This window comes from Rhodococcus sp. P4_E4 (assembly GCF_056401575.1).
The window spans coordinates 24,545-48,643 of the sequence record NZ_JBFUJB010000030.1; the positions used below are offsets into that span (position 1 = coordinate 24,545).

At 62.9% G+C, this 24,099-nt stretch carries 21 protein-coding genes; 10 read left to right on the top strand and 11 right to left on the bottom strand.

The genetic code is table 11. From position 1 onward, the window contains the following. The first annotated feature begins 11 nt into the window (after nt 1-11). The gene (locus AC1DVN_RS28045) at nt 12-485 is read left to right on the top strand and encodes a YbaK/EbsC family protein (protein WP_019746727.1); all 474 of its coding nucleotides are present in this window, start codon (nt 12-14) and stop codon (nt 483-485) included. A gap of 208 nt (nt 486-693) precedes the next feature. Then, nucleotides 694-1,272: an NADH:FMN oxidoreductase DszD gene (dszD, locus tag AC1DVN_RS28050; RefSeq protein ID WP_003941189.1), complete on the top strand. Its 579-nt coding sequence runs from the start codon at nt 694-696 to the stop codon at nt 1,270-1,272. A gap of 52 nt (nt 1,273-1,324) precedes the next feature. Here dszD and AC1DVN_RS28055 read toward each other — a convergent pair whose 3' ends face one another. Together AC1DVN_RS28055 and gabT are read right to left on the bottom strand one after the other, a co-directional pair. Beyond that, nucleotides 1,325-2,770 carry an NAD-dependent succinate-semialdehyde dehydrogenase gene (locus AC1DVN_RS28055; protein ID WP_477994529.1) on the bottom strand — a complete coding sequence of 482 codons (1,446 nt, stop codon included), beginning with the start codon at nt 2,768-2,770 and terminating at the stop codon, nt 1,325-1,327. A 1-nt stretch (nt 2,771) separates the two neighbouring features. Further along, nucleotides 2,772-4,136, bottom strand: coding sequence for a 4-aminobutyrate--2-oxoglutarate transaminase (gabT, locus tag AC1DVN_RS28060; RefSeq protein ID WP_007727077.1), 1,365 nt, complete (start codon nt 4,134-4,136; stop codon nt 2,772-2,774). Nucleotides 4,137-4,264: 128 nt separating this feature from the next. Between gabT and AC1DVN_RS28065 the strand changes: the two genes are divergently transcribed. Continuing rightward, nucleotides 4,265-5,782 (top strand): PucR family transcriptional regulator, encoded by a 1,518-nt coding sequence (locus tag AC1DVN_RS28065; RefSeq protein WP_019746725.1) that lies wholly within the window; start codon nt 4,265-4,267, stop codon nt 5,780-5,782. Here AC1DVN_RS28065 and AC1DVN_RS28070 read toward each other — a convergent pair. The 4 genes from AC1DVN_RS28070 to AC1DVN_RS28085 all read right to left on the bottom strand — a co-directional run bounded on the left by AC1DVN_RS28070 (nt 5,759) and on the right by AC1DVN_RS28085 (nt 12,437). Next, entirely contained in the window at nt 5,759-9,010 is a 3,252-nt protein-coding gene (locus tag AC1DVN_RS28070) for an NAD-glutamate dehydrogenase domain-containing protein (protein WP_097387940.1), read from the bottom strand. The genes AC1DVN_RS28065 and AC1DVN_RS28070 overlap by 24 nt on opposite strands. A gap of 127 nt (nt 9,011-9,137) precedes the next feature. Then, nucleotides 9,138-10,826: a flavin monoamine oxidase family protein gene (locus tag AC1DVN_RS28075; RefSeq protein WP_097387941.1), complete on the bottom strand. Its 1,689-nt coding sequence runs from the start codon at nt 10,824-10,826 to the stop codon at nt 9,138-9,140. After that, the gene (locus tag AC1DVN_RS28080) at nt 10,823-11,668 is read right to left on the bottom strand and encodes a carbon-nitrogen hydrolase family protein (RefSeq protein ID WP_021342734.1); all 846 of its coding nucleotides are present in this window, start codon (nt 11,666-11,668) and stop codon (nt 10,823-10,825) included. Before AC1DVN_RS28080 ends, AC1DVN_RS28075 begins: the two co-directional genes overlap by 4 nt. Nucleotides 11,669-11,801: 133 nt before the next feature. Then, nucleotides 11,802-12,437 carry a helix-turn-helix domain-containing protein gene (locus AC1DVN_RS28085; RefSeq protein ID WP_020968310.1) on the bottom strand — a complete coding sequence of 212 codons (636 nt, stop codon included), beginning with the start codon at nt 12,435-12,437 and terminating at the stop codon, nt 11,802-11,804. Between the two features lie 146 nt (nt 12,438-12,583). On the opposite strand from AC1DVN_RS28085, the gene speB reads away from it, so the two are divergent. Further along, the gene (gene speB / locus AC1DVN_RS28090; protein ID WP_003941134.1) at nt 12,584-13,540 is read left to right on the top strand and encodes an agmatinase; all 957 of its coding nucleotides are present in this window, start codon (nt 12,584-12,586) and stop codon (nt 13,538-13,540) included. Here the strand turns inward: speB and AC1DVN_RS28095 are convergent. Next, nucleotides 13,504-14,178, bottom strand: coding sequence for a class I SAM-dependent methyltransferase (locus tag AC1DVN_RS28095; RefSeq protein WP_030534841.1), 675 nt, complete (start codon nt 14,176-14,178; stop codon nt 13,504-13,506). The genes speB and AC1DVN_RS28095 overlap by 37 nt on opposite strands. 111 nt (nt 14,179-14,289) lie before the next feature. Here AC1DVN_RS28095 and AC1DVN_RS28100 point away from each other — a divergent pair, with 111 nt between their 5' ends. Together AC1DVN_RS28100 and AC1DVN_RS28105 are read left to right on the top strand one after the other, a co-directional pair. Further along, complete coding sequence (locus AC1DVN_RS28100) at nt 14,290-14,727, top strand: hypothetical protein (RefSeq protein ID WP_030534842.1); 438 nt, start codon at nt 14,290-14,292, stop codon at nt 14,725-14,727. Between the two features lie 168 nt (nt 14,728-14,895). Beyond that, nucleotides 14,896-16,497: an ABC transporter substrate-binding protein gene (locus AC1DVN_RS28105; protein ID WP_029254380.1), complete on the top strand. Its 1,602-nt coding sequence runs from the start codon at nt 14,896-14,898 to the stop codon at nt 16,495-16,497. 40 nt (nt 16,498-16,537) lie between these two features. Here AC1DVN_RS28105 and AC1DVN_RS28110 read toward each other — a convergent pair whose 3' ends face one another. The 3 genes from AC1DVN_RS28110 to AC1DVN_RS28120 all read right to left on the bottom strand — a co-directional run bounded on the left by AC1DVN_RS28110 (nt 16,538) and on the right by AC1DVN_RS28120 (nt 18,324). Continuing rightward, nucleotides 16,538-16,918 (bottom strand): 6-carboxytetrahydropterin synthase, encoded by a 381-nt coding sequence (locus tag AC1DVN_RS28110; protein ID WP_030534844.1) that lies wholly within the window; start codon nt 16,916-16,918, stop codon nt 16,538-16,540. A gap of 35 nt (nt 16,919-16,953) precedes the next feature. Then, nucleotides 16,954-17,319, bottom strand: coding sequence for a metal-sensitive transcriptional regulator (locus AC1DVN_RS28115; protein WP_020968305.1), 366 nt, complete (start codon nt 17,317-17,319; stop codon nt 16,954-16,956). Nucleotides 17,320-17,517: 198 nt separating this feature from the next. Continuing rightward, entirely contained in the window at nt 17,518-18,324 is an 807-nt protein-coding gene (locus AC1DVN_RS28120) for a hypothetical protein (protein WP_477847479.1), read from the bottom strand. A gap of 251 nt (nt 18,325-18,575) precedes the next feature. Between AC1DVN_RS28120 and AC1DVN_RS28125 the strand changes: the two genes are divergently transcribed. The 4 genes from AC1DVN_RS28125 (at nt 18,576) to AC1DVN_RS28140 (ending at nt 23,342) form a co-directional block, all read left to right on the top strand. Then, nucleotides 18,576-20,006, top strand: coding sequence for an MFS transporter (locus tag AC1DVN_RS28125; RefSeq protein ID WP_020968303.1), 1,431 nt, complete (start codon nt 18,576-18,578; stop codon nt 20,004-20,006). A gap of 84 nt (nt 20,007-20,090) precedes the next feature. Continuing rightward, nucleotides 20,091-20,510: a carboxymuconolactone decarboxylase family protein gene (locus AC1DVN_RS28130; protein WP_477994532.1), complete on the top strand. Its 420-nt coding sequence runs from the start codon at nt 20,091-20,093 to the stop codon at nt 20,508-20,510. After that, complete coding sequence (locus AC1DVN_RS28135) at nt 20,494-21,816, top strand: MFS transporter (protein WP_477994534.1); 1,323 nt, start codon at nt 20,494-20,496, stop codon at nt 21,814-21,816. The genes AC1DVN_RS28130 and AC1DVN_RS28135 overlap by 17 nt, the downstream gene beginning before the upstream one ends. Nucleotides 21,817-22,382: 566 nt before the next feature. Beyond that, the gene (locus AC1DVN_RS28140) at nt 22,383-23,342 is read left to right on the top strand and encodes a DMT family transporter (protein WP_070796419.1); all 960 of its coding nucleotides are present in this window, start codon (nt 22,383-22,385) and stop codon (nt 23,340-23,342) included. Here the strand turns inward: AC1DVN_RS28140 and AC1DVN_RS28145 are convergent. Further along, nucleotides 23,332-24,006, bottom strand: a complete 675-nt coding sequence (locus tag AC1DVN_RS28145) for a TetR/AcrR family transcriptional regulator (RefSeq protein WP_070796459.1) — start codon at nt 24,004-24,006, stop codon at nt 23,332-23,334. The two genes, AC1DVN_RS28140 and AC1DVN_RS28145, sit on opposite strands and share 11 nt — an antisense overlap. Nucleotides 24,007-24,099: the final 93 nt, after the last annotated feature.

Genomic DNA, 24,099 nt, shown 5'->3' on the forward strand with positions numbered 1-24,099 from the left:
AGTCTGAACTCATGACGAGCCTCCTCCACCCCAACGCCTCGCACGTCGCCGAAACACTGATCTCACGGGGTCACCACGGCGTCATCGTCACACAGCCCGAAGCCACGCACACCGCGGCCGAGGCAGCGGCGGCCGTCGGGGTGGAGGTAGGCGCGATCACCAAGTCGCTCGTGTTCCTTCTCGACGACGACCCGGTCCTACTGCTGGTCTCCGGCGCACATCAGGTCAATCTGAAAGCCACCGGCGAACGCCTCGAAGGCAAGCTCACGCGGGCGCCGCTGGAAATGGCGAAGTCGGCAACGGGCCAGCCGATCGGTGGGGTCGCTCCGCTCGGGCATCCCACCAACCTGCCCACCTACATCGATACTGCCCTCGAGCAGTACCCCGAATTGTGGGCTGCTGCCGGGCACCCGAACACGGTCTTTCGCACGACGTACTCCGAACTCCTTCGAATCACGGCCGGCCTCGCCGTCGACATGGACTGACGCACTTCAGCCAACCCGGTCCGAACCCACTCAGACGTGCGTCCACCTATAGTTGGACGCACCATGTGCACTGCAACCAGGACCCCGGCCGGTAACCACTGGCGTCGACGACACGTAGATCTGTGCCGCACCGACGCATGTCTGTGTATGCCGAGCGCAGTCACCTCGACCACACCGCACACCTCGAGTTCCAGCCGGAGAGTTCCCGTTGTCTGACAAGCCGAATGCCGTTTCCAGCCACACCACCCCCGACGTCCCCGAAGTAGCAGCGACGCCCGAGTTGTCCACCGGCATCTGCGCCGGTGACTACCGTGCAGCGCTTCGCCGCCACCCCGCAGGTGTCACCGTCGTGACCCTCGATTCGGGTACCGGCCCGGTGGGTTTCACCGCCACCTCGTTCTCGTCCGTCTCCCTCGAGCCGCCGCTCGTCTCGTTCAACATCGCGGAGACGTCGTCGAGCATCAATGCGCTCAAGGCAGCCGAGTCCTTGGTGATCCACCTTCTCGGCGAACATCAGCAACATCTGGCCCAGCGCTTTGCGCGTAGCGCCGATCAGCGTTTTGCAGACGAGTCACTGTGGGCAGTGCTCGACACCGGGGAGCCGGTTCTGCACGGCACCCCCAGCTGGATGCGCGTCAAGGTCGACCAGTTGATCCCTGTTGGCGACCACACGCTGGTCATCGGACTCGTCACGCGGGTTCACGCCGAAGAGGACGACGAATCCGCTGCCGCACCGCTGCTCTACCACGAGGGCAAGTACTACCGCCCCACTCCGTTAGGTCAATAGACAACTGTGCGCCTTTATTAACCGCCCGCGGTTAATAAAGGCGCACAGCAAGTTAGAGCGCTACGTACTTGGTATCGAGATACTCGTCGATACCCTCGGTTCCGCCTTCACGGCCGAAGCCCGATTCCTTCACGCCACCGAACGGCGCCGCAGCATCGGAGATCGCGCCGCGATTGACGCCGACCATGCCGGTGTCCAGCTTGGCCGAGACGCGCATCGCCCGGTCGATGTCGCGGGTGTAGAAGTACGCCACGAGGCCGTACTCGGTGTTGTTCGCAGCCGCGATCGCTTCGTCTTCGGTGTCGAAACCGACCACTGCCGCAACGGGTCCGAAGATCTCTTCCTTCAGCAGGCGCGCATCGGCGGGCACCTGATCCAGAACGGTTGGGGTGAAGAAGAAGCCGGCTCCTTCGGGCGCCGATCCACCGGTGCGAACGCGAGCGCCCTTGGACACGGCGTCGTCGACGAGTCCGGTGACGGTTGCGAGCTGCTTGGTGTTGATCAGCGGGCCGATGTTGGTGCCCTCGGCGTCACCGGCGCCCACCTTCAAGGCCGCAACCTCGGCGGTGAACTTGTCGGTGAACTCCTCGCGCACCGAGTTGGCGACGTAGATGCGGTTGGCCGCGGTGCAGGCCTCGCCGCCGTTACGCATCTTCGCGAGCATTGCGCCGTCGACAGCTGCGTCGATGTCGGCGTCGTCGAAGACGATGAACGGCGCATTGCCACCGAGTTCCATCGACGTGCGGAGCAGCTTGTCAGCAGCACCCCGCACCAACAGCTTTCCGACGCCCGTGGAGCCGGTGAAGGTGACCTTGCGCAGACGCGCATCTTCCATCAGCGGTCCACTGATGGAGGCCGCGTCGGACGTCGGGAGGATCGAGAGCACACCGTCGGGCAGACCGGCATCGGCGAACACCTGACCGAGGAGCTGCATGGTCAGCGGCGTGTCCTCGGCGGGCTTGACGATGATGGTGCAACCGGCAGCCAGCGCCGGTCCGATCTTGCGTGTGCCCATGGCGAGCGGGAAGTTCCACGGGGTGATCGCAAGGACCGGTCCGACGGCTTCCTTGGTGACCAGGATGCGACCGTTGCCGGCCGGAGCCTGCGTGAAACGTCCGCCGATGCGTACTGCTTCCTCGCTGAACCAGCGCAGGAATTCGCCGCCGTAGTTGACCTCACCGCGGCTCTCTGCCAACGACTTACCCATTTCCAGGGTCATCATCAGCGCGAAGTCCTCGGCGCGGGCGTGCAGCAATTCGAAGGCGGTGCGCAGGATCTCGCCGCGTACACGTGCCGGCGTGGCCGCCCAGTCTTCCTGCGCCGCAGCGGCGAGGTCGAGCGCACGGATACCGTCGGCAGCGGCGGCGTCGGCTACCTGGGCGAGTTCCTCACCCGTTGCCGGGTTGTAGACCGCAAAGGTCTTCTCGGCCGGGACGAGCTTGCCGCCGAGCCAGAGACCCTTGGGTACCGAGTCGAGAAGATCCGAGACGTTGGACATGTCAGTTCCCCTGTGCTGCAGTGCGAATAGCGGTCTCGAGGACGGTCAACGCGTCGTCGAGCAGCTCTTCGGAGATGACCAGCGGCGGGAGCAGACGGATGACGTTGCCGTAGGTACCGCAGGTGAGGATCACGACGCCGGCAGCGAGGCATTCGGCGGCGATCTTCTTGGTGATATCGGCGTCCGGCTCCTGCCCACCGGGCTTGACCAGCTCGATGGCGAGCATGGCGCCGCGACCGCGAACGTCACCGATGACGTCGAGTTCCTTTGCCAGTGCGTTCATTCGGCCGACGACGGTCGACTCGATGGTGCGTGCGCGGCCACAGAGGTCGAGCTCGCGCATCTGGTCGATGGACGCCAATGCAGCGGCGCAGGCGACTGGGTTACCGCCGTAGGTGCCACCGAGGCCGCCGGGGTGGACGGCGTCGATGAGCTCGGCGCGGCCCGTGACAGCGGCGAGCGGCATGCCGCCTGCGATGCCCTTGGCGAGAGTGACCAGGTCGGGGACGATGCCCTCGTGATCGCTGGCGAACCAGGCGCCGGTACGAGCGAAGCCTGCCTGAACCTCGTCGGCGATGAAGACGACGCCGTTCTCCTTGGCCCACGCGACGAGCGTCGGGAGGAATCCTTCTGCGGGAACGATGAATCCGCCCTCGCCCTGAATGGGCTCGATGAGGATGGCGGCCGTGTTGGCAGCACCGACCTGCTTCTCGATCATCGTGATGGCGCGCTGTGCGGCCTGCTCACCCGTGATCTTGGAGCCGTCGACGTTGAGGCCCTCGCGGTACGGGTAGGACATCGGGACGCGGTAGACCTCGGGGGCGAACGGACCGAAGCCGCTCTTGTACGGCATGGACTTCGATGTCAGTGCCATCGTGAGGTTGGTGCGGCCGTGGTACGCGTGGTCGAAGACGACGACTGCGTCGCGACCGGTTGCGTGACGGGCGATCTTGACGGCGTTCTCGACGGCTTCTGCGCCGGAGTTGAACAGCACGGAACGCTTCTCGTGGTCACCGGGGGTGAGCTCGGCGAGACGCTCGGCGACCTCGACGTAGCCCTCGTACGGAGCGACCATGAAACAGGTGTGGGTGAAGTGCGCGACCTGATCCTGAACTGCGGACACGACGGCCGGGTTGGAAGCACCGACGCTGGTCACCGCGATACCGGCACCGAGGTCGATCAGCGAGTTGCCGTCGACGTCGACGATGACTCCGCCGTCTGCGTCGGCGACGTAGACCGGGAGGGTGGATGCGACGCCGGCGCCGACGACCTTCTTACGGCGTTCGGCGAGCGCAGCCGAGCGCGGGCCCGGGAACTCCGTGACGATGCGACGCTCCTGCGGAAGCCGGTATTCGATTGCACTCATGTGACCACCCTCTCGGTTGTGTATTGCATTCGAGTATGCGACGCGCGAAGCATCGCAAGCACTGCCGAAATGGATACCCGAAGCTCCAGGGCTACTCCATATCGGCAACGACAGCTAGCCTTGATCAGGTGACGGTTCCGATCTCGTGGCTCTTGCGCCAGAAACACCTCTCGCTGGCTCTGCTCACCGACCGAGCAGCCGCCACCCACCCCGTCACGTTTGCGCAGGCCACAGAGCTGACGGACCCCACCCCGTGGCTTTCCGGCGGCGAATTGGTGCTCACCACCGGGCTGGCACTGGTGGGCGCGGACGCCACCGACTACAGCGAGTACATCGACCGTCTGGCCGCCGCAGAAGTATCGGCTCTGGGTTTCGGGACCGGCCTTTCCCACGAGAGTGTGCCCGCAGACCTGATTGCCGCCGCCCGCAGTCGCGGGCTCCCCCTGCTGGAAGTGCCGTTCACGACCCCGTTCGCGGCGGTCACGCGCGCGGTGATGACCCGTCTGAGCCAGCAGGAATACGAATCGGTACTCCGCGCGGCAGAAGTACAGACACGCATCACCCGCGTTGCGCTGCGCGGAGGCGTGTCTGCCATCGTGCGTGAACTGGCCACGGCCACAAAAACTTCGGTGGCGTTTGTCGGAGATCGGATCACCGCGGTGCATCCGGCAAACCAGAAGTCGTTGATCACCGAGGTTCGCGCGGTCGCGGCGACCACCCGCGATCCCAACGCTCCGGCGTCGATCTCGCAGAGCACACCCGAACGGACGCTGACACTGTCCCCCGTCGGCGTCACCGACAGCTGGCACGGCTACCTCGCAATGGCGGGCGCCGGGCCCCTGAGCAATATCGACAGAGTGTTGCTCGGGCATGCGGTCTCGCTGCTCACTCTCGAACTCGAGAAACCGGTTCGACTACGGGCCGAGCGAACTCGACTCAACGCCATGGCTTTCGGGCTCTTACTCGACGGCCGAATCCCCGAGGACGGTGTGCCGTCGTACTTGGACGAAGCGAGCGACACGCACGGCAATGTCCGTGTCGTCCACGTTCGCGGATCCGGACTCGGCCCTGTTCTTCGCGAACTCGACAACGCTCTCGCGCGAGCAGGCCGGCCGTTGTTCGCGCAATCCGAGGACGGTTCGCTGACCGTCCTCCTTCGCGGAACCGACACAATCGACACTGCCAAAACACTACTGGCGCAGCTCTCCCCCACCGAGGCGAAGACGGTGCGTGCCGGAATCAGCACCCCTCACCGTCTTCTGGACGCACCGCGCGCTCTCGTCCAGGCCCGCGCCGCGGCCAATCTCACGACGGCCACTGCCCGCATTCTCGAGTTCGACGCTCTGAGTGGTTCGACGATTCTGGCATCCGAGCCTGCCCGTGAGGCACTGATCGCAATGGCTGCGGACACCATCCCGGTGCTGACCGAACACGACCAGGCACACGGGACCGCACTGGTCGCGTCTTTGCGCGCCTATCTCGAGGCGAACGGCCAATGGGAATCGGCCGCAGCCGAACTCGGTGTTCATCGGCACACCCTCCGAGGTCGCATCGCACGCATCGAGGAACTGCTGCAATGCGACCTCGGACAGGCCAGGGTCAGAGCCGAACTGCTGCTATCGCTACTCGCCTGGGAGGGTCGCTGAACGCTCCGCGGCGTGTACCGAAGCGAAACTGGACGCACCGCGAACGAGTAGTTCGAGTTCGGTGTCGACCGTGCAGAGACGGGCGGTGTCCAGCGCTCCACTGCGGCTCACGCTCGACATCAAGGCCGTGAACCGGCGCACCGCTTGCGGATTGGCGGCGGTCCACAACTCGACGACCTCCGGAATACCTTCACCGAGCGCTCCGGACACGAGGTCCGCGAAACGCGCCGTCAACCTGGCGTGGACGGCAGCGCTGCCCATGACCTCCCAATGCGAGGCACCGACGGCAACGTCGACGCCCCCGAGAACGTCGCCCAGATCGAGGGTGTCGGAGAGTTCCCGGTAGATCGCAGCCGCGGCCTGAACCGTCGTATTCTCCTGCAACGCAATGTCAGCCAGGGCGAGCGCCCCGAAAGACGCCTCGATGCGGTCGCTGGCCGACAGCCCTTCGGTGAGAGCCCGCACCGGCGCGGCCCATCGATCGATGTCGGCTCGCGGGTTCACGGTGAACCGGCCGGCTGCTCCCGGACGACGCAACACCCAGCTCATCTCGGATTCCAACAACTGCTGCAAGCGATCGAGAGCCTGCAACTGCTCGGTGGCGCGCAGCTCAGAGTTCAAGATCTCGCGCCGAAGTTCCTCGGTGCCGAGCACTTCGCTGACCACTGCGTAGGCCAGAGCCGCTTCCGGACTGTGGACTCCGAGGTGTTCCTCCAGCCGGAACAGCACGCCGGGGCCGACGCGGTTGACCAGTTCGTCGACCACCGAGGTGATGATGATGTCGCGGCCCAACCGATGTGCGCGGATCGCGTCCGGTGCTGCCTCGACGACGGAGAGCGGGAAGTACTGCGGGAGACGATCGGCGAAGATCTGATTGTCCGGGACGGTCGACGCCCCCAATTCCGCCGTCAGCACGTTCTTCGACTGCGCCACCAGCACAGCAAGTTCCGGACGGAGTAGGCCCTGCCCGGCTCGCGCCCTGACCGCCAGCGCCTTGGCGTCCGGCAATGATTCTTCGAGGCGCTTCATCGCGCCCGCCGAGACCAGGTTCTCGATCAACCGTTCGTGCTGATCGAGTAGGGCGGGAGCGCGGTGCTCGGCCAGGCTGATCGCGAGGGTCTGATCTTCACTGGCCTCGAGTACCGATGCGGCTACCTCGTCCTGGGCCGCCGCGAGTAGTTCATTGCGCGAGGTCGCGTCCAACTCTGCGAGTGCGATCTTGATGTTGACCTCACGGTCCGAGGTAGCCACGCCTGCCGCGTTGTCGATGAAGTCGGCGTTGATTCGTCCTCCGCCAGCGGCATATTCGATGCGGGCACGCTGGGTGAAACCCAGGTTGCCGCCCTCACCCACCACGGTTGCACGCAACTCGTCAGCGCTGACGCGAACTGCGTCGTTGGACGGATCGGCCGCGTCGACGTTGCTTTCGGTCGACGCCTTCACGTAGGTACCGACGCCGCCATTCCACAACAGGTCCACCGGAGCGCACAGGATCGCTCGGATCAGTTCCTGCGGAGTCAGCTTCTCCTCGGCGATACCGAGGACCTGACGCGCCTCGAGCGGAAGGCGGATCGACTTAGCGCTACGCGGCCAGACGCCACCACCAGGCGACATCACGGTGCGGTCGAAGTCGTCCCAGGACGAGCGCGGCACGGTGAAGAGGCGAGCGCGTTCGGCAAACGTCGTCTCGGTGTCGGGGTTCGGGTCGATGAAGATGTGGCGGTGATCGAATGCCGCGACCAAACGGATCTTGTGCGAGAGCAACATTCCGTTACCGAACACATCGCCGGACATGTCACCGATGCCCGCGACGGTGAACGGATCGGTGTCGACGTCGAGGTCGCGCTCGGCGAAGTGGCGTCGAACCGCTACCCAGGCGCCGCGAGCGGTGATGCCCATCGCCTTGTGGTCGTAGCCGGCCGAACCGCCGGAAGCAAAAGCGTCGCCGAGCCAGAAACCACGCTCGACGGCGATGCCGTTCGCGACGTCGGAGAACCGTGCGGTCCCCTTGTCCGCCGCCACGACGAGGTAGGAGTCTTCACCGTCGTACTCGATTACTTCTGCCGGGTGCACCGCTGCGCCGTCGACGATGTTGTCCACCACGTCCAGCAAGCCGCGGATGAAGGTGCTGTACGACTCCTGCACCTGCGCCGGGGTCGGTGACGACGTGCCCCGAACCACGAACGCACCCTTGGCTCCCGAGGGAACGATCGGCGAATTCTTCACGCTCTGGGTCTTCATCAGACTCAGAGCCTCGGTGCGGAAGTCCTCGTATCGATCCGACCAACGCAGGCCACCACGGGCGACGGAGGAGCTACGCAGATGCACGCCTTCGACATTGGGTGCGCTGACGTAGATCTCGCGGAAAGGAACTGTCTTCTGCGGGGTGGAGAGCAACTGCGAGTCGATCTTGAACGACGCGTACGGCAGCGGTTCGCCGGCCTCACCGCGCAGGTACCAGTTGGTGCGCAGAGTCGCCTGCAAGAATGAACGCACACCGCGCAAGACGCGATCCTCGTCGAGAGTGTCTGCACCGTCGACTGATTCGTCGATGGCCGCCGCCGCGGTGGCCACGGCCGTCTCACGCGAACCTGCTACTGCGGGATCGAAACGCGCGGTGAAGAGTTCGATTGCCTGCCGTACGAAGAGCGGCTTCGCTGCCAACACTCCGACGATGTAGCTCTCGGACAACCCGATACGAGCCTGAGCGAGGAAACGGCACGCAGCGCGCAGCAACTCTGCGTCGCGCCACGTGATGTCTGCTCGTCCGATCAGACTGGAGAATGCGTCCATACGGGTCTGTCCGGCGATGACGGCTTCGAAGGCGTCCGCCATCTTCTCGAGCGCACTGCCGTCGAAGGTGCTCGGCTCGAAGGTGAAGTAGTGTGCCGAACCCAGAACGGTCGGAAGCGGGCGGTGCGTCGAAACTCGGAGTCCGAGGGACTCGAAGTTCTCGCACAGATCGGAGAGGGAGGGTTCTCCGGACGGCCACAGCACCACACAGGTCAGATCGTCACTGTTCAGGGCATCGCTGTTCAAGTCGTCGCTGTTCAAGTCGTCGCTGTTCAAGTCGTCGCTGTTCAAGTCGTCGCCCTGACGGAAGACGAGTCGCTGGCCCGCTGCTGCCAATTCGGCGACCAGTTCGAGCGCCGGGTCACCGGATCGATCACCGCCCGCGGGTCTCGATTCTGCAGCTGCGGTCTTGGTCGCCGATGATGTGCTCGCCATTGAACACCCTCCTGGAAATTATTGGATCCGAACACTTTCCAGTGTTGCGTGGATCACCGGAAAGAGGTCGTGCCCGATAGGAGTACCAACCCCCATCGGGCACGACATTTCGGCAGTTGCGGTGAGCTCAGTCGCCCAACCTGATCGGAGCGAGCTCCTCGAACACGTCGCCGGGTCCGGGATTCTCGGTAGGCGCAGCGCCGCCGAGATGGTTGACGACGCCCCATACCGCGTTGATCGCGGTCTGGATCGCGCCCTCGGCCCAGCCGGCAGTCCACGACACGTCGTCACCGGCGAGGAAGATTCCCCGATGACGCGGTTCGAGATCATTCTGCACGAAGTGAGAGAACAGGCGCTCCTGGTACCGGTAGTGCCCCGGAAGGTTCGCCTTGAACGCACCCATGAAGTCGCGCTCGGTTTCCCACGACAGCGTCACCGGGCTCGAGATGATGTGGCTGCGGAAGTCCACGCCTGGGTAGATCTCTTCGAGCGACCGCAGCATGATGTTCATGCGCTCGGTGGCGTCGAGCGCCAGCAGCTTCAGCGAATCGTCCGACCAGGTGTACGACAAGCAGATCAGGCCTGGCTTGCCCTCGCCCTGATCGAGCAGGTAGGTGCCGCGACTCATACGGTCGGTCAGTGTCATCGACACCGAATCACGGCCGGTCACGGGATCCTTGTCCTTCCAGAACGGGCGGTCGACGAGAACGAACACCTTGGTCGAACCCATGTAGTGAGTTCGCTCGATCGCAGTCCAGTGGTCGATCGGGAACAGATCGTCGTCACACCTGATGTTATTCAGCAGCATCCAACTCTGCACTGTCACAACGGCACTCGCATACGTGCGAATGAAACCTCCGGAGTCCGTCACCGTGATGTTGCCTGGCTCGGTACGCCGGAGTTCGGTGACGCGGGGACGCGTCTCGCCGTCGTTGAGCGAAGCGACCGTCGTACCGGCAGGCCAATGCGCCATGTGCGCCGGGGCGCGGTTCCACAACCGCATCGGCAGCTGCTGCGATCCACCCACGATGCCGCGGTGGTCGTCGTCGGCGGCCGTGATGACCACACGAAGGATTTCGAGGATCGAGTTGGGGTAGTCGGTATCCCAACCACCCGTACCGAATCCGACCTGCCCGAACACTTCCCGCATGTGGAAGGACTTGAAGTGCTTCGACGCGGCGAGGAATCCGTAGAACGTCTGGTCGTCGTAGCGCACCACGAGGTCGTTCCAGATCCGCTTGATCTCTGCGGTGTCGCGGTCACGAATGGCCTGCTGCAACGGAATCAGATCGGCATGCTCTTCGAGAGTGCGCTGCCAGGCCTGCGCCACCTCGGTGTAAATCGGCGGCAGATCCTCGAGAGTGTGCGCGTAGTGGCTCTCACCCTTGAGATCGATGACGGTGCTCGGCGTGACCTCGGCAAGGGGATTCGGGAACTCCTCGGTCTGCAGACCCAGTTCGTTCAGATAGTGGAACAACGTCGTCGACGACGGTGGGAAACGCATTGCGCCCATCTCGGCGACAACCCCGGGGTGCCCGTCGAACTCGACCGACCGCATCCGGCCACCGATCTGATCAGCTTCGTAGACAATCGGTTTGAGACCGACCTTGAGCAACTCGTAGGCCGCGATCATGCCGGAGAGTCCACCACCGATCACGGCAACTTCTGTACCCAGTGCCAGATCGGGCACCGAGCCGAGTCCCGCCGGACTGGAAACGTAGTCGTCGTACGGGAACGGAAAATCCGGTCCGAACATCGTGAGGGGCGGCTGCTTGCCGGGTTCCGAGGAACTGTCCGGAGCTACTGGGATGGTCATCTACGGTTCTCCTTGGAGACAGTCGTGACAGAAAGGTCTGGATACAGATCGAGGCGTCGATCGTCGAGATGCGTGTTGAGGGTGCGCGATTGCGAGACGGTGGCGGCGGCGATATCCGCGAAGAGCAATTCCTGGCCGCCCCCGGCCCGCGCCAACTCGGCACCGTCGGGTGCGATGGCGCACGAGAGACCGCAGTAGGTCAGCTCGGTTTCGGCGCCGCAGCGATTGACGTAGGTGACAAACATCTGACTCTCGTATGCGCGGGCCGGAACCACTTGCTGCGCAATGTGTTCGTACGGAGTCATCAACCCCGTCGGCACGATGAGCCATTCGGTACCGGCGTCGGCATGGGCCCGAACCGCTTCGGGAAATTCCACGTCGTAGCAGATCAACAATCCGCAGCGGATGCCCTCGAAATCGAACCCGACCACCAGGGTCTCACCTGGCCGGAAATGTTCGCGGTCGAGCGTGCCGAACAGGTGTGTCTTGCGGTAGTGCGCAAGCGAAGTGCCATCGCGGTCCACCACCTGCACGCTGTTGTAGACGTCTCCCCCGTCGAGTTCGGGGTAGCCGTAGACGACGGCGATGCCTGCACTGCGAGCAATCTCGGCGACGGAATCGAAGATCGGGCCGTCGGCCGGTTCCGCGCGCAGCGACACCAGTTCGCCGATGTCGTAGCCGGTTGCGGACATCTCCGGCGTCAGCAGGATCTTCGCACCGGATGCCGCAGCCTCGCGGGCAGCGGTGTCGATTGCAGCGAGGTTGAACTCCACCGACGCAAAGGTGTCCGGGGTGGTGAGCGGACCTTGGAACAGGCCAACTCGAACTGAATCGACATGCATGGTGCGCTCCTTCAGGAGTTCCGTGACGCCAATTTTCGACGGTGTGTGTGACGGGGACAACTACCAGCGTGACGGGTGCCGCCAATCATGTCAACTCTTGTTTCCTAAGAATCAACATTCACGGATTCGTGTCTCACGAAGGCGACGCGCGTGGCCCTTCCGGCAATGCCGGATTCAAGACCCACAGAACCTTCGCCAGAACCGAGCCTTCGGCCTGAAAACTATGGTTGTGCGTCGGCGTGAATGTGAAGGAATCGCCCGCCGCAAGCACGACGTCTTCGGCATCGACGGCCTCACCGTTCGGATCCGTCCGACCGCCCTCGAACGAGACCCGCAAGCCGCCCTCCAGCACGTGCACGAAGTTCACGTCGATCGGCAGACTGTAGAACTCCTGACCACTTCCGCCGCCTGGTTCCAGCTCGCCGAGCAGCACCTGAATTCGACGCTCGTTGGTAGGCGTGAGCAGGTACTCCGTCATCTTTTCGCCACCGAAGCTGATTTGCGGCATGGCGTCGGCGCGGACTACTTCACCGGCGGACGCATTCTCGAACAGGGATCCGACGGGGATCTCGAGCACCGCGCACACCTTGATCAGGGTCGCCACCGACGCGTTGACGTGATCGCGCTCGAGTTTCGAGAGATACCCCTTCGTCACACCACAGGCCTCGGCCAGGTCGTCGAGGGTCAACCGCTTCGATTGACGTGCCGCCTTGAGCCTCGCCCCGATGCGCGGTCCGACCGGCTCGACCGCTTCCTTCGCCTTGGCCACTGAACCCACTCCTTCACGACCGCCGTGTCCCTTTCAGGAAACAGGGGTTGACAACCGAGCCTCTTGAAGAAACCATACTTGCTCAGAGAGCTACATCACTGAAGGGCGCCCGGTGTGCGCCGAATCGAGAGCAGGGACCTCTGCACATGGCTACCAACAACCCCGGATCGTTCATCGGACCCGTCGACGCCACGCGCGTCCCCCGCTACGCCGAGCCGACCACTTTTGCGCGTCTGCCGCGCCTCGATGAGGTCTCGCGCGCCGACGTGACAATCCTCGGCATCCCCTTCGATTCGGGTGTCAGCTACCGACCCGGCGCTCGGTTCGGTCCGGGGCACATCCGCGCTGCGTCGAAGCTGCTGCGTCCGTACAACCCCGCGCTGAAGGTCTCGCCCTTCGCCAACCAGCAGGTAGCCGATTTCGGCGACATCGGCGTCAACCCCTTCGACATTCAGGAAGCACTCACGACGGTTCAGTCCGCCGTCACCGACCTGCGCGCCGACGGTTCCTCCGTGCTCACGCTCGGCGGCGACCACACCATCGCACTTCCGATCCTGCGCTCACTGGCCCGCGATCACGGCCCGATCGCCGTCCTGCACTTCGACGCTCACCTCGACACCTGGGACACCTACTTCGGTCAGCCTTTCACCCACGGCACCCCCTTCCGCCGCGCCAGCGAAGAAGGCCTGATCGACATGGAGCGTTCGCAGCACATCGGTATCCGTGGACCGCTCTACAGCGAGAAAGACCTCGAAGACGACCGCGTCCTCGGCTTCCAGGTGATCCGCAGTGACGACTACGAGGTCGACGGCGTCGCCAGCATCGTCGAGCGCATGCGTAAGCGCCTCGACGGTGGCCCGGTGTACGTCTCCGTCGACATCGACGTGCTCGATCCCGCACACGCTCCGGGTACCGGAACACCCGAAGCGGGCGGCATGACCTCTCGCGAATTGTTGAACACACTGCGCGGGTTGGTGGGACTCAACGTGGTCGGCGCCGACATCGTCGAGGTAGCGCCGGCGTACGACCACGCCGAGATCACCGGTATCGCAGCGGCTCACGTCGCTTACGAGTTGCTGTCGGTGCTCGCACTCAATCGCTGAAGCAGCACAACGGTATCCGTGGTGTGATGCATCTCGGGGTTCGCGGGAAGATCACGTTCCCGCGACTCCGAGACCAACACCTTCCAACCATCGGTGAACAGCGACTCCACGTATTCGGGTGTATGCAGCATTGCCCGATGATGTTCGGTGGGCGACTCGTGGGGCGAGTGGCCCACGATCAGCAAATGCCCGCCCGGCGCGACCAGATCTCCGAGAGCACGGAACAATTCCCCGCGCGCGGGTTCGAGCATGTGGAAGAACTGCGCGGACACCAGATCGAACGATCGACCCTGCGGATCCCACTTCGTCAGGTCGGCTTCCAGCCATTCGATGTCGACGCCCTCGCCCTCGACGTGAGCCTGGGCGCGACTGAGCGCTACCGACGATATGTCGGTGCCGGTGACCTTCCACCCGCGACGTGCCAACCACAAAGCGTCGGCGCCTTCGCCGCAACCGACGTCGAGTGCAGTGCCCGGTTCGAGGTCGGAGGCTTCGGCAATCAACTGTGGGTTGGGATTTCCGCTCCAGCGCGCGGGACGTTCCTCGTACAGCGAGTTCCAGAACTGTGCGTCCGCCTTGGCGTACGGATTCTCGGCGGTTTCAGAGTTTTCGTGGTGATTGTGGTGTTCGTGGCTCATGCACCCAGGATGAACGACCTTCCACAACTCACGCAACCATCTTTGCCGAAACAGCAACTTCTCCATTTCGACGCTCTGCTAACGTCACGCTTCGTGGCAGGTGGATTTCCCGTGTTTCGTCTCTACTGCAACTCAGAGGGCTCACACGTTTTGTGTTGTGCGCATTTCCCCGAGTTCAGCGGTTCGAACGCGGACGAAGAGTTCACCACTCAGCAGAGTTTCGACCGCGCAGTCGAGAAGATGCTGCGCGAGGCGTCCTTCGAACCGACAACCCTGACGTTGGTGGGCGAGCAACAGGGATATCCAGTCGGAGACCACCTGTTCGATGCGACGGTTCCGCGAACCGGCAGAGTCTCCTTTGCCTTTCAAGAAGCCGGACCGCCGTGGATCGTTCTCGGCCTCGATGTTTCTTCTGAAAAATTCTGGTCCGAGATCGACGAAGACGAAGATCTCCTCGCCCTCGGCCCGATCTCTCCGTTGACGTCGGTCCCTGCCGTTGTACTCACTGCAACCGGGTGGCCACGGCAAAATGACCTCGACTCACCGTGACCTGAACTGGTTCATCACCCCGGTTCTCGTGAGATCGAACAAAAATCGGCATGATTTTCGTGAAGATCGACCGAGATGCCCGTCACGTCCTACGCCAAGATTTAGCGGTCACACTCGACCGCGCCCTCTCGAATTTCGCTCGGGCCCTGGCTCCTTCACGGAGGCACAATGAAACACCGCTCTTATCCGGCACTTGCAACGGCCGCGGGGCTCGCACTCGTGTTGTCGGCTTGCAGCTCGGGAGGCACGTCCTCGGGCTCCGACGGCGGTGAACCTCTGACAGACGGAACCTTCCGTTATGCGTTGCAAGCCGATCCGGGTGCACTCAACCCGATCATGTCCGGCTCCGCGGCAACCGCTGACATCTCGAGGCTGGCCTACGACTCCCTGGTCTACCAGGATCCGGACACCAGTGAATTCAAACCGTGGTTGGCAGAGAAATGGGAAGAGACGCCGACCTCCGCATCCTTCACCATCCGCGAGGGAGTGACCTGTACCGACGGGTCGACGCTGAACGCGCAGACCGTCGCGAACAACATCAACTTCGTGGCCGATCCGGCCAACGGTTCACAACAACGCGGCACTACGGTCCCCGTAGGCGCTTCGGCCACTGCCGATCCCGCGACCCGCACCATCACGGTCACCACTCCGGCGCCGAGCCCCTTCCTCCTCCTCACGGTCAGTCGCCTCCCGATCATGTGCGACGCCGGACTCGCGGACCCGACCGCCTCGAACAAGAAGTCTCTCGGTTCCGGGATGTTCGAAGTCACCGAAGTCGCCGCCAACGACCACTACACGTTCGAGCGTCGTGACGGCTACAACTGGGGCCCCGACGACACCACCTCCGACACACCAGGTGTCCCCAAGACCGTCATCGCTGTCATGGCACCCAATGTCAGCACCGCCGCAAACCAGCTTCTCTCCGGCGAACTTAACGCATCTCCGATCGCCGGTCCGGACAAGGACCGGATCGAAGCCGCCAATTTCGCCTCGATCAATCGCCCGATGCCGTCCGGTCAGATGTACTTCAACCAGATCGCGAACAATCCCACCAGCGATCCCGCCGTTCGCAAAGCACTCATCCAGGGAGTCAATCTCGACGATCTGGCAGAAGTTATCACTGCCGGCCAGGGCACCCGCGCAACAAGTCTCGTCGGTGTAGAGCCCCGCGCCTGCGTGTACGACTCCGTCACCGGCAACATTCCGGACTACGACGTCAGCGCAGCGAAGGCAACCTTGGACGCGGCCGGCTGGACCGCCGGGTCGGACGGAAAACGAAGCAAAGACGGAAACCCGTTGACACTCCGCCTCTTCTACGCAGGAGGCGAAGAGGCTCGCAGCGCAGCAGCCGAACTCGCTCAATCTGCATGGTCGGATCTCGGCGCAAACGTCGAGGTAACGGGAGCCGACCAGACCAAAGTTGTCGACGTCATGCTCAGCGGTAAAGACAACAATCAGTGGGACATCGCATGGATCCAGATCAACAATTCGATTCCCAGCGGGTTCACCCCGTTCTTCACCGGACCTGCTCCGGCAGCCGGTAAGAATTTCTCTTCGATCAACAACCCCGCCTACGAAGCAGCGGTGGCCAAGGCTTCCGGGTTGACCGGCGACGCAGCGTGCGCAGAGTGGGCAGACGCCGAGTCGCAGATCACCAAGACGGTGTCCGCGGTGCCGTTCGCGAATACGAACATGAGCTTCTACTTCAACAAGGCCGGGCTCGCATTCGGTAAGTCCTTCATCGGGTCTGCACTGCGTCTCTACCAGTAGTCCGATCGATCGATACCCTGTGGCAACGAGATATGTCAGATCAGTGCGATCTGACGTATCTCGTTGCCACACCTATCGTCTCGTTGTCCAGCTCGACGTAGGTCAGCTGAGGAATCGTGGACGCAAGTTCCGTGAAAGCCCATTTCGCAACGTTCTCGAATGACGGACGGAAATCGAAAATCTCCGGCCAGACACCGCTCGCCAATCGCTCGGCGCACCGATCGACAGACTCGTCGAGAGCGTCCGTGTCGACAAACCATCCACGTTCTCCGAGTTGGTCGTCCTCGAACGAGAACCCGACTCGCATCGTCACGCGAAATCCCTCGACGGGCATCAGCGGCGGCAAATTCTTTGCGTCCCGCACGGGTGCCGGAAGCCCTTGCCTCACAGCGAATGTACGACGGATCTCGATGCTGAACATGACGACCACGGTATCAATGTTCGTCGAGCACAGTTCTACGAGCGAACGAGCCTCGCAATCGCGTCGGTCGCTTCCTTCACCTTTGCCTCCGCCTCGGGACCACCGTCAACGGCAGCTTTGACGACGCAGTGGCTGATGTGGTCCTCGAGCAGCCCCATGGCCACCGCGTGGAGAGCCTTGGTCATCGCCGAAACCTGCGTGAGAATGTCGATGCAGTACTTGTCCTCGTCGACCATGCGCTGCAGGCCGCGGGCTTGACCCTCGATGCGACGCAGGCGCCCTAGGTAGTCGTCCTTGGCGGTGATGTAGCCGTGGGAATCACCCGTGCAGCACACATCGCCGGTCGTATCATTGCCCGGGGCACTGCTTGGAGCGTTGCCCACTTCTGTCGCTTCCGACATTCGATGTCCTCCTGTTCGTCAACGCGTGACTTCGCAACAATTCTCGTTACCGGGGCGATGTGCGGATACTCTTCGAATTCCGTTGTCTTGCAGAGCAATCACTGCGCACATCGCCACGCATTTCGCTACTGCACGAACAGATGGGTGCATGGTGATCGCCCATGCCCGTTTTCCCGTTGCTGCGAAACTCATTCGGTCTCAGTGCCCGTGGTGCGAGTGGCTCGAGTGTTCGGCCCCAGGCGTGGTCGCATTGTCGGCAGTCAGAGTGAATTCCGCCGTACGCACCACTTCGCCATGTTTGAAGTCCAGGAACAACCGGTAGTCCTCAGCGCTCGGCATGTTGGCGTAGAAGGTGATTGCCGGTCCAGCCGGCGTGACACCGTCACCCGGATGACCATCCGGATGCACATGGAGATAGGCGAGGTCGGAGGCACGCAACGCGACCAGATGCCCGTACGCGGCAAGGTAGGGCTGCAAGTCTGTGACCGGGATTCCGTCACGACTGACCGAGAGCGTGAGCTTCGATGTCTGGCCGGCATGGGCCGCGCCTTCGAGAGAGACGGTATAGCCGTCGACCGTCGTGACGGCAGCAGCGGCGGGCAACGGCCGAGGATCATAGGACCCGGCGACGCGTGCATCCGCACTCAGCGTCATTCCGTCACCCCCGTCCGGGGTGAAGTCAGCGAAGACTCGGTAGTCTCCCGCGTGATCGAAATCGACTGACACACGCCAGTTTCCGTTCTCGTCCAATTCGGGATGCACGTGCTGGAATCCGGTCAGGTCCAGACCGACCACGATCAGATGCAACTGCTTGTCGTGGGTGTCGGTGTACCTGGTCAACGGAGTTCCAACCGAATCCAGGATCCGGAACTGCAAGGGGACATGGCTGCCGACGGCCGCCTCCGACGTTGCCAATTCCAGTGCGTAGCCGTTGCCGCTGAACATCTTGCCCTCCAAAGTTTGGGTCGGCAGCACTTCCGTTGCCGTCTGCGTCGGGTTCGACACTCCTTGAATTCGAACCTGTTGCAATTTGTACCATACCCCCCTAGGGTATGCAACGAACTACTCGAACACCATGAATTCACTCGAAGGAGATCCGATGCGCATCTACGCAGAGCGCCGGCCGAATGAGTTCCAAGAACAGCATTTCCCCGCGCACCTCAACGAAGCGCTGCGCCGATGTCGCCCAGGCTCGCTTTCGACACCCCCTGACCACACGAGCATCACCTATACCCCGTAGAGGTAAGGAACTCAGAATGTCCACACAACCGAAATCCACCCGTAAGTGGTGGGCGTTGGCGTTGATCGCCGCCGCTCAGTTCATGGTCATCATGGACACCTCGATCATCGGTGTCGCTCTCCCCCAGATGCAGAGCGATCTCGGCTTTTCCCAGGAAGGCCTGACCTGGGTCTTCAATGCGTACGTCATCGCATTCGGCGGGCTACTCCTCCTCGGCGGCCGCCTGTCCGACCTGTTCGGCGCCCGCAGAGTGTTCTCCGCTGGTTGGCTGATCCTGCTGATCGGTTCCGTTGTCGCCGGTGCCGCCGGTAACGTTGCCGTCGAACTTGCGGGCCGCGCCGTTCAGGGTGCCGGTGCCGCACTCATCGCACCATCGGCGCTCACCTTGCTGATGATGCTGTTCGGCAGCACGCAGAAAGAGATGACCAAGGCGCTGTCCATCTACGGCGCTGCCGCCCCGGCAGGCGGTACGGCCGGAGTGTTCCTCGGCGGCGTCATCACCGAATACACCAGCTGGCCTTGGGTGTTTTACCTCAACATTCCCATCGCCGTCATCGCGCTGATCGCTACTCCCCTCCTGATGCCGAACGCACCGGCACGTACCGGGTCGATCGACTTCCTCGGCGCACTCGCTGTCACCGCAGGTCTTGCTGTCGGAGTCTTCGGCATCGTCAGAGCACCTGATGTCGGATGGGGATCCGGGCAGACGTGGCTGGCGCTCGCCGTTTCGGCCGCTCTGTTGGGTGCATTCGTGTTGATCCAGTCCAAGCGTCGGGAACCTCTGGTGCGTCTGGGAATCTTCAAGGCGCCCAACCTCGGTGCCGCGAACATCGCTCAGCTCGTCCTCGGCGCTGCCTGGATACCGATGTGGTTCTTCCTGAACCTGTACCTGCAGCAAGTGCTCGGATACAGCGCCTTCCCGGCCGGTGCGGCGCTGCTGCCGATGACGATCTTCGTCATGCTCGGCATGGTCGTCGTGGCACCACGGGCCATGGCACGCTTCGGTGCAAAAGCGATGATCGTGACCGGATTGCTGGTACTGGGAATCGGTTTGGGTTGGATGTCGTTGATCCGGCCCACCGGCAACTTCTGGGTCGACGTACTGCCGGCGTCGCTCGTGGCTGCGGCAGGTATGACGCTGGCGTTCATTCCCTCACTCGGTACGGCGATTTCGGCTGCACGCCCGGAAGAGGGCGGATTGGCTTCCGGCATCGTCAACGTCAGCTACCAGGTCGGCTCGGCTGTCGGCCTCGCGGTGATGACCGCGATCGCAGCAGTGTTCGGCGCTGATCAACTCGGTGACCTGACGGAGTTGACGAACGGTTTCTCCGCCGTGTTCCTGGGAGCAGCCGCCATCGCAGTGGTGGGCGCAGCAATCACCGCGGTCGTGATGCGGTCGACCAAGGTCGACGATCCTCGAACCGTTCAATCCACCGTCAATTCTTGACCAACTCCGGTGGTGGGTTCGGCCGGCTGTCACCAGCCGAACCCCGTCAACCGTCATGGACAGGTCGGTGACATGGTCGCGGCGATGGCTCATTCGCCCGCCGTACTGGGTGGCTATCTGCAACTCAGCCGGGCAATGAAGCGAGCGAAACTGAGCCGCAAGATCACCGAGCGAATCTCGATCGCCGTGCAGGTCCAGCAAGGTTGCGCTGTTTGCCTCGAAGCCCACGTTGCCGCCGCGCACGCCAACGGCGTCGAGGCGGACGAGATCGAGCGTGCCCGCGCGGGCACGTCCGCCGATCCCGCAATCGCGGCAATGATCGACCTCGGACTTCGCGTCTATCGGGAGCCTGCCTCGATTTCAGACGAACACATCGCGGGCCTTCGAGCGCACGGCTACGGTGATCGCGAGATCGCTGACGTCGTCGGAATCGTCGCCCTCAATGTCCTGACCGGAGCTTTCAATCTTGTCGCGGGAGTGAAACCAGATGAACCGGACCGCTAGGACCGCACCGGAACGGAACAGCATGCGTCTGTTCTTGATTCGCGACTATCGCCTGCTCTTCAGCGCCCAGATCATCGCGCTGTTCGGCACCGGATTGGCGACGGTTGCGCTGGGTCTACTCGCCTACGAACTCGCTGGGCCGAGCGCCGGAGCTGTGCTGGCCACCGCGCTGACGATCAAGATGTCCCTGTACGTCGTGATCGCTCCACTCGCGGCGGCGTACGTCGACCGGTTGCCGAGACGGGGTTTCCTCGTTGCCCTCGACGCCCTTCGTGCAGCGGTCGTGATCGCATTGCCCTTCGTCAGCGAGATCTGGTACATCTACGTGCTGGTAGGCGTTCTCCAAGCTGCGTCGGCAGCGTTCACTCCCACGTTCCAAGCGGTCATCCCTGACATCGTGACCGACGAGGCCGATTTCACCCGCGCACTGTCTGCATCGCAGGTCGCTTACACTATGGAAAGCCTGCTCAGCCCTGTTCTTGCCGCAGTCGCACTGTCCTTCATGACATTCAACCTGTTGTTCGTCGCCACCTCCGTGGGCTTTGCGGTCTCGGCACTGCTCGTGCTGGCCACCCGAATCCCCAACGCTCGCCGGAGTACTCACCGCAAGGCGTGGGATCGGATCGCGTCGGGGGTGCGAATCTTCGTGACCACACCGCGACTGCGCGGCATCATGGCACTCAATCTCGTGGTGGCAGCAGCCGGTTCGATCGTCGTGGTCAACACCGTCAACTACGTCCGCGACGAGCTCGGTGGAACCCAATCCGACGTGGCGTGGATGCTTGCCGCGTCAGGCACCGGCACGTTGGTGACCGCGCTGCTTCTTCCACGCGTTCTCGACAGAACCGCTGAACGCACTGTGATGACAGCAGGTTCCGTTGTCCTGGTCGTCAGTGCCAGCGCGGCAGCAGCCCTCGCCGTGGCCGGTGTATTCACGTGGATGCTCACTGCCGCAGTGTGGGCACTCGTCGGCGCCGGGATGGCCATGATCGTCACGCCGACCGGAAAAGTACTTCGGCGCTCCGTCGAGCCCGCAGGTATACCGGAGGTATTCGCAGCCCAGTTCTCCCTGTCACACCTCGCCTGGCTTGTCACCTATCCGATCGCCGGATGGGTTGGTTCGAGCGCGGGATTTGCGGTCACCTGGAGCATCCTTGCAGCGCTTGCCGCAGTGGGAGCCGTTGCAGGATTTGCACTTTGGCCTCGGGAGACAGTTGCTGAATTGCCCGTACAAGCGACGTACGAAACCACGCGAGGCGAATGCACCTTGGCGGCCACCCAGTGCGCATGCGCTCGCACCGTCTGATGTCGACGGTCTGCCCGAACCCCGATTGGGCCTCAACGAAAGTGGTGGTGCAGCCATCGCCCCACAACCCTTGCAGCAAAACCAGTACCGATTACCTTCGTAGTCACGGAACAGGCCTTCCGCTTCGGCACGCGCCTTTTCGATCACACTGCCGGGCATGACCCGACATTCGACGAGTTCACTACTGCCAGAGTTGAGTAGGTCTTTCCCACCGGTCGGCATCGCCGTACCGACAGTGCCTACAGCGCCATTGGCGTCGGCCTTCGGGGTATTTCCACAGCCACAACTACTCATTGGGATTCCTGTTCTTTTGCTGGACGGATGTGGCCCGGAAAGCGAGCCCGACACAACCACCAATATACCCCCTATAGGTATATTGAAGATAACTTGAAGGTCTGCGCGTACAGCATCTCGACACATAAACCATTGCAGGAGAACGAATAATGCGTCCCCAGTCTCGGATCACCTACAGCATCATGACACAAGAAGCATTATACCTACTGGGGGTATAGGGTAGGTCTGGCATCGGCCATCCATGTCCGCGAGGTCGTCGACGAAGAGGCGCAATGAAGAACTGGAAAGCAATCGGCAGCAGCCGATTCGCCGTAGTTGGAGCTTTGCTGTTGGTCGGCGCGCTCTGGGGAAGCTCGTTCCCCCTCGTTGCGGTGGCAGCACCAACACTCGGCGCCGTCGGCACGACGCACGGCCGCTTCATTGTTGCAGCGTTGGTTCTCGCACTGATAACGGCTTCCAGCAGATCGACCTGGCGCGCGGTCGGTCACCGGTTTCCTGCATTCCTACTGCTGGCAGCCCTCAACGTCGCTGGGCCCCTGACGCTTGTCGCAACTGCGATCGTCGGCCTCAACTCGTCGACGGCGTCGATCCTGAATGCCACGACGCCGATGTTCACCGTATTCGTCGCCGCTTTCTGGCTTCGACAAAAGATCACCTGGCGAAAACTCTCGGGGGTCGCGATCGGCATCGTCGGCGTCTCGGTGCTCGTCGGTGGAATTCCTTCAGCGATCGACAGTCACGCAATGCTGGCCATTGGCGCATCTTTGACCGCGGCGCTGCTGTACGCAGTCGGAGGTGTCTACGCACGAAAGTCGTTCCAGGACACTCCGCCGATGACACTGGCCCTCGGACAACAACTTGCCGCGGTTGCCCTATTGGTTCCCGTGTCCGCCGTCGCTCCCCCACCGGGGCCCATAACCGTCGGTCCACTCATCGCCGTGGCAGCCCTGGGGCTGGGGGCTACCGCCGGTGGCTACCTGGTCTACTTCTGGATAATTCGTCAGGCGGGTCCAGTCGCGGCATCGGCCGTCACTCTTCTCGTTCCGATTTCGGCATCAGCCATCGGAGTGCTGTGGTTGAACGAGCCTGTTACCTTCGCGCTCGTTGGCGGTCTTGTCATCATTCTTGCCGGAGTGGGCTTGCTCCTGGATCTTCCGCCGACGCGAGATCCATTGCGCAGGGTTGCCCCGGGGCGGGCGGCTAGCGCGGACAAACGGCCGGTCAGCGGCTGATCGGAGCCGTCCAAAGTCCGACCAGCGCGTCGACGAGGTCGGTCGTGAAGTCCTCCCATGACGTGACCGCTTCCGGCCCCTCTTCGGCAAGCGTGCGCTCACGCTCGGCGAACATGTGCACGATCGCATTGCGTCCGATGTCCGCGCGGGCGCGTCGAACACTCATCGGCATGTCGGCCAGACAGTCAGAGAGTCCCCGAAGCGTCTCCTGCAGGGTGGGCGAGGCCAATACCTCGTCGTAGACGATTTTCCGCAGGACCGGGTCGGTGAGAATCTGTGCACTGAACCGCGCGTACCAAGTCGGGCCACCCATTTCGGCGTAGTGATCGGTCGACGCCCGAACCAGACACGAAATCCAGTCACGAACGTTTGTGGACCCTTCGATCTCACGCAGCAGTTCGCCACGCTTCTTCTCGACCTGCTGGGAATGCTTGTTCACGATCGCGCGGACCAGATCGGTCTTGGTCCCGAAGTGGTATCCGACGGCTGCATTGTTGCCCTGACCTGCCGCTTCACTCACCTGGCGGTTCGAAACCGCGAAGACTCCGTGCTCGGCGAACAGCTGCTCGGCGACGGCGAGAATGCGGTCTCGGGTTGCAGCAGAGCGCGCGGAATTTGCGGCGCCGCCGACGTCGGCCGACGCGTCCTCAGTCCTCGTAGTCATGGACACCATCATCCTCGACCATCCGAAGCTGCTCGGCACCGGAGATATTCGTCACGATCGGAGGCGCACCCTTCCGTTAAGTCAGTCACTTGA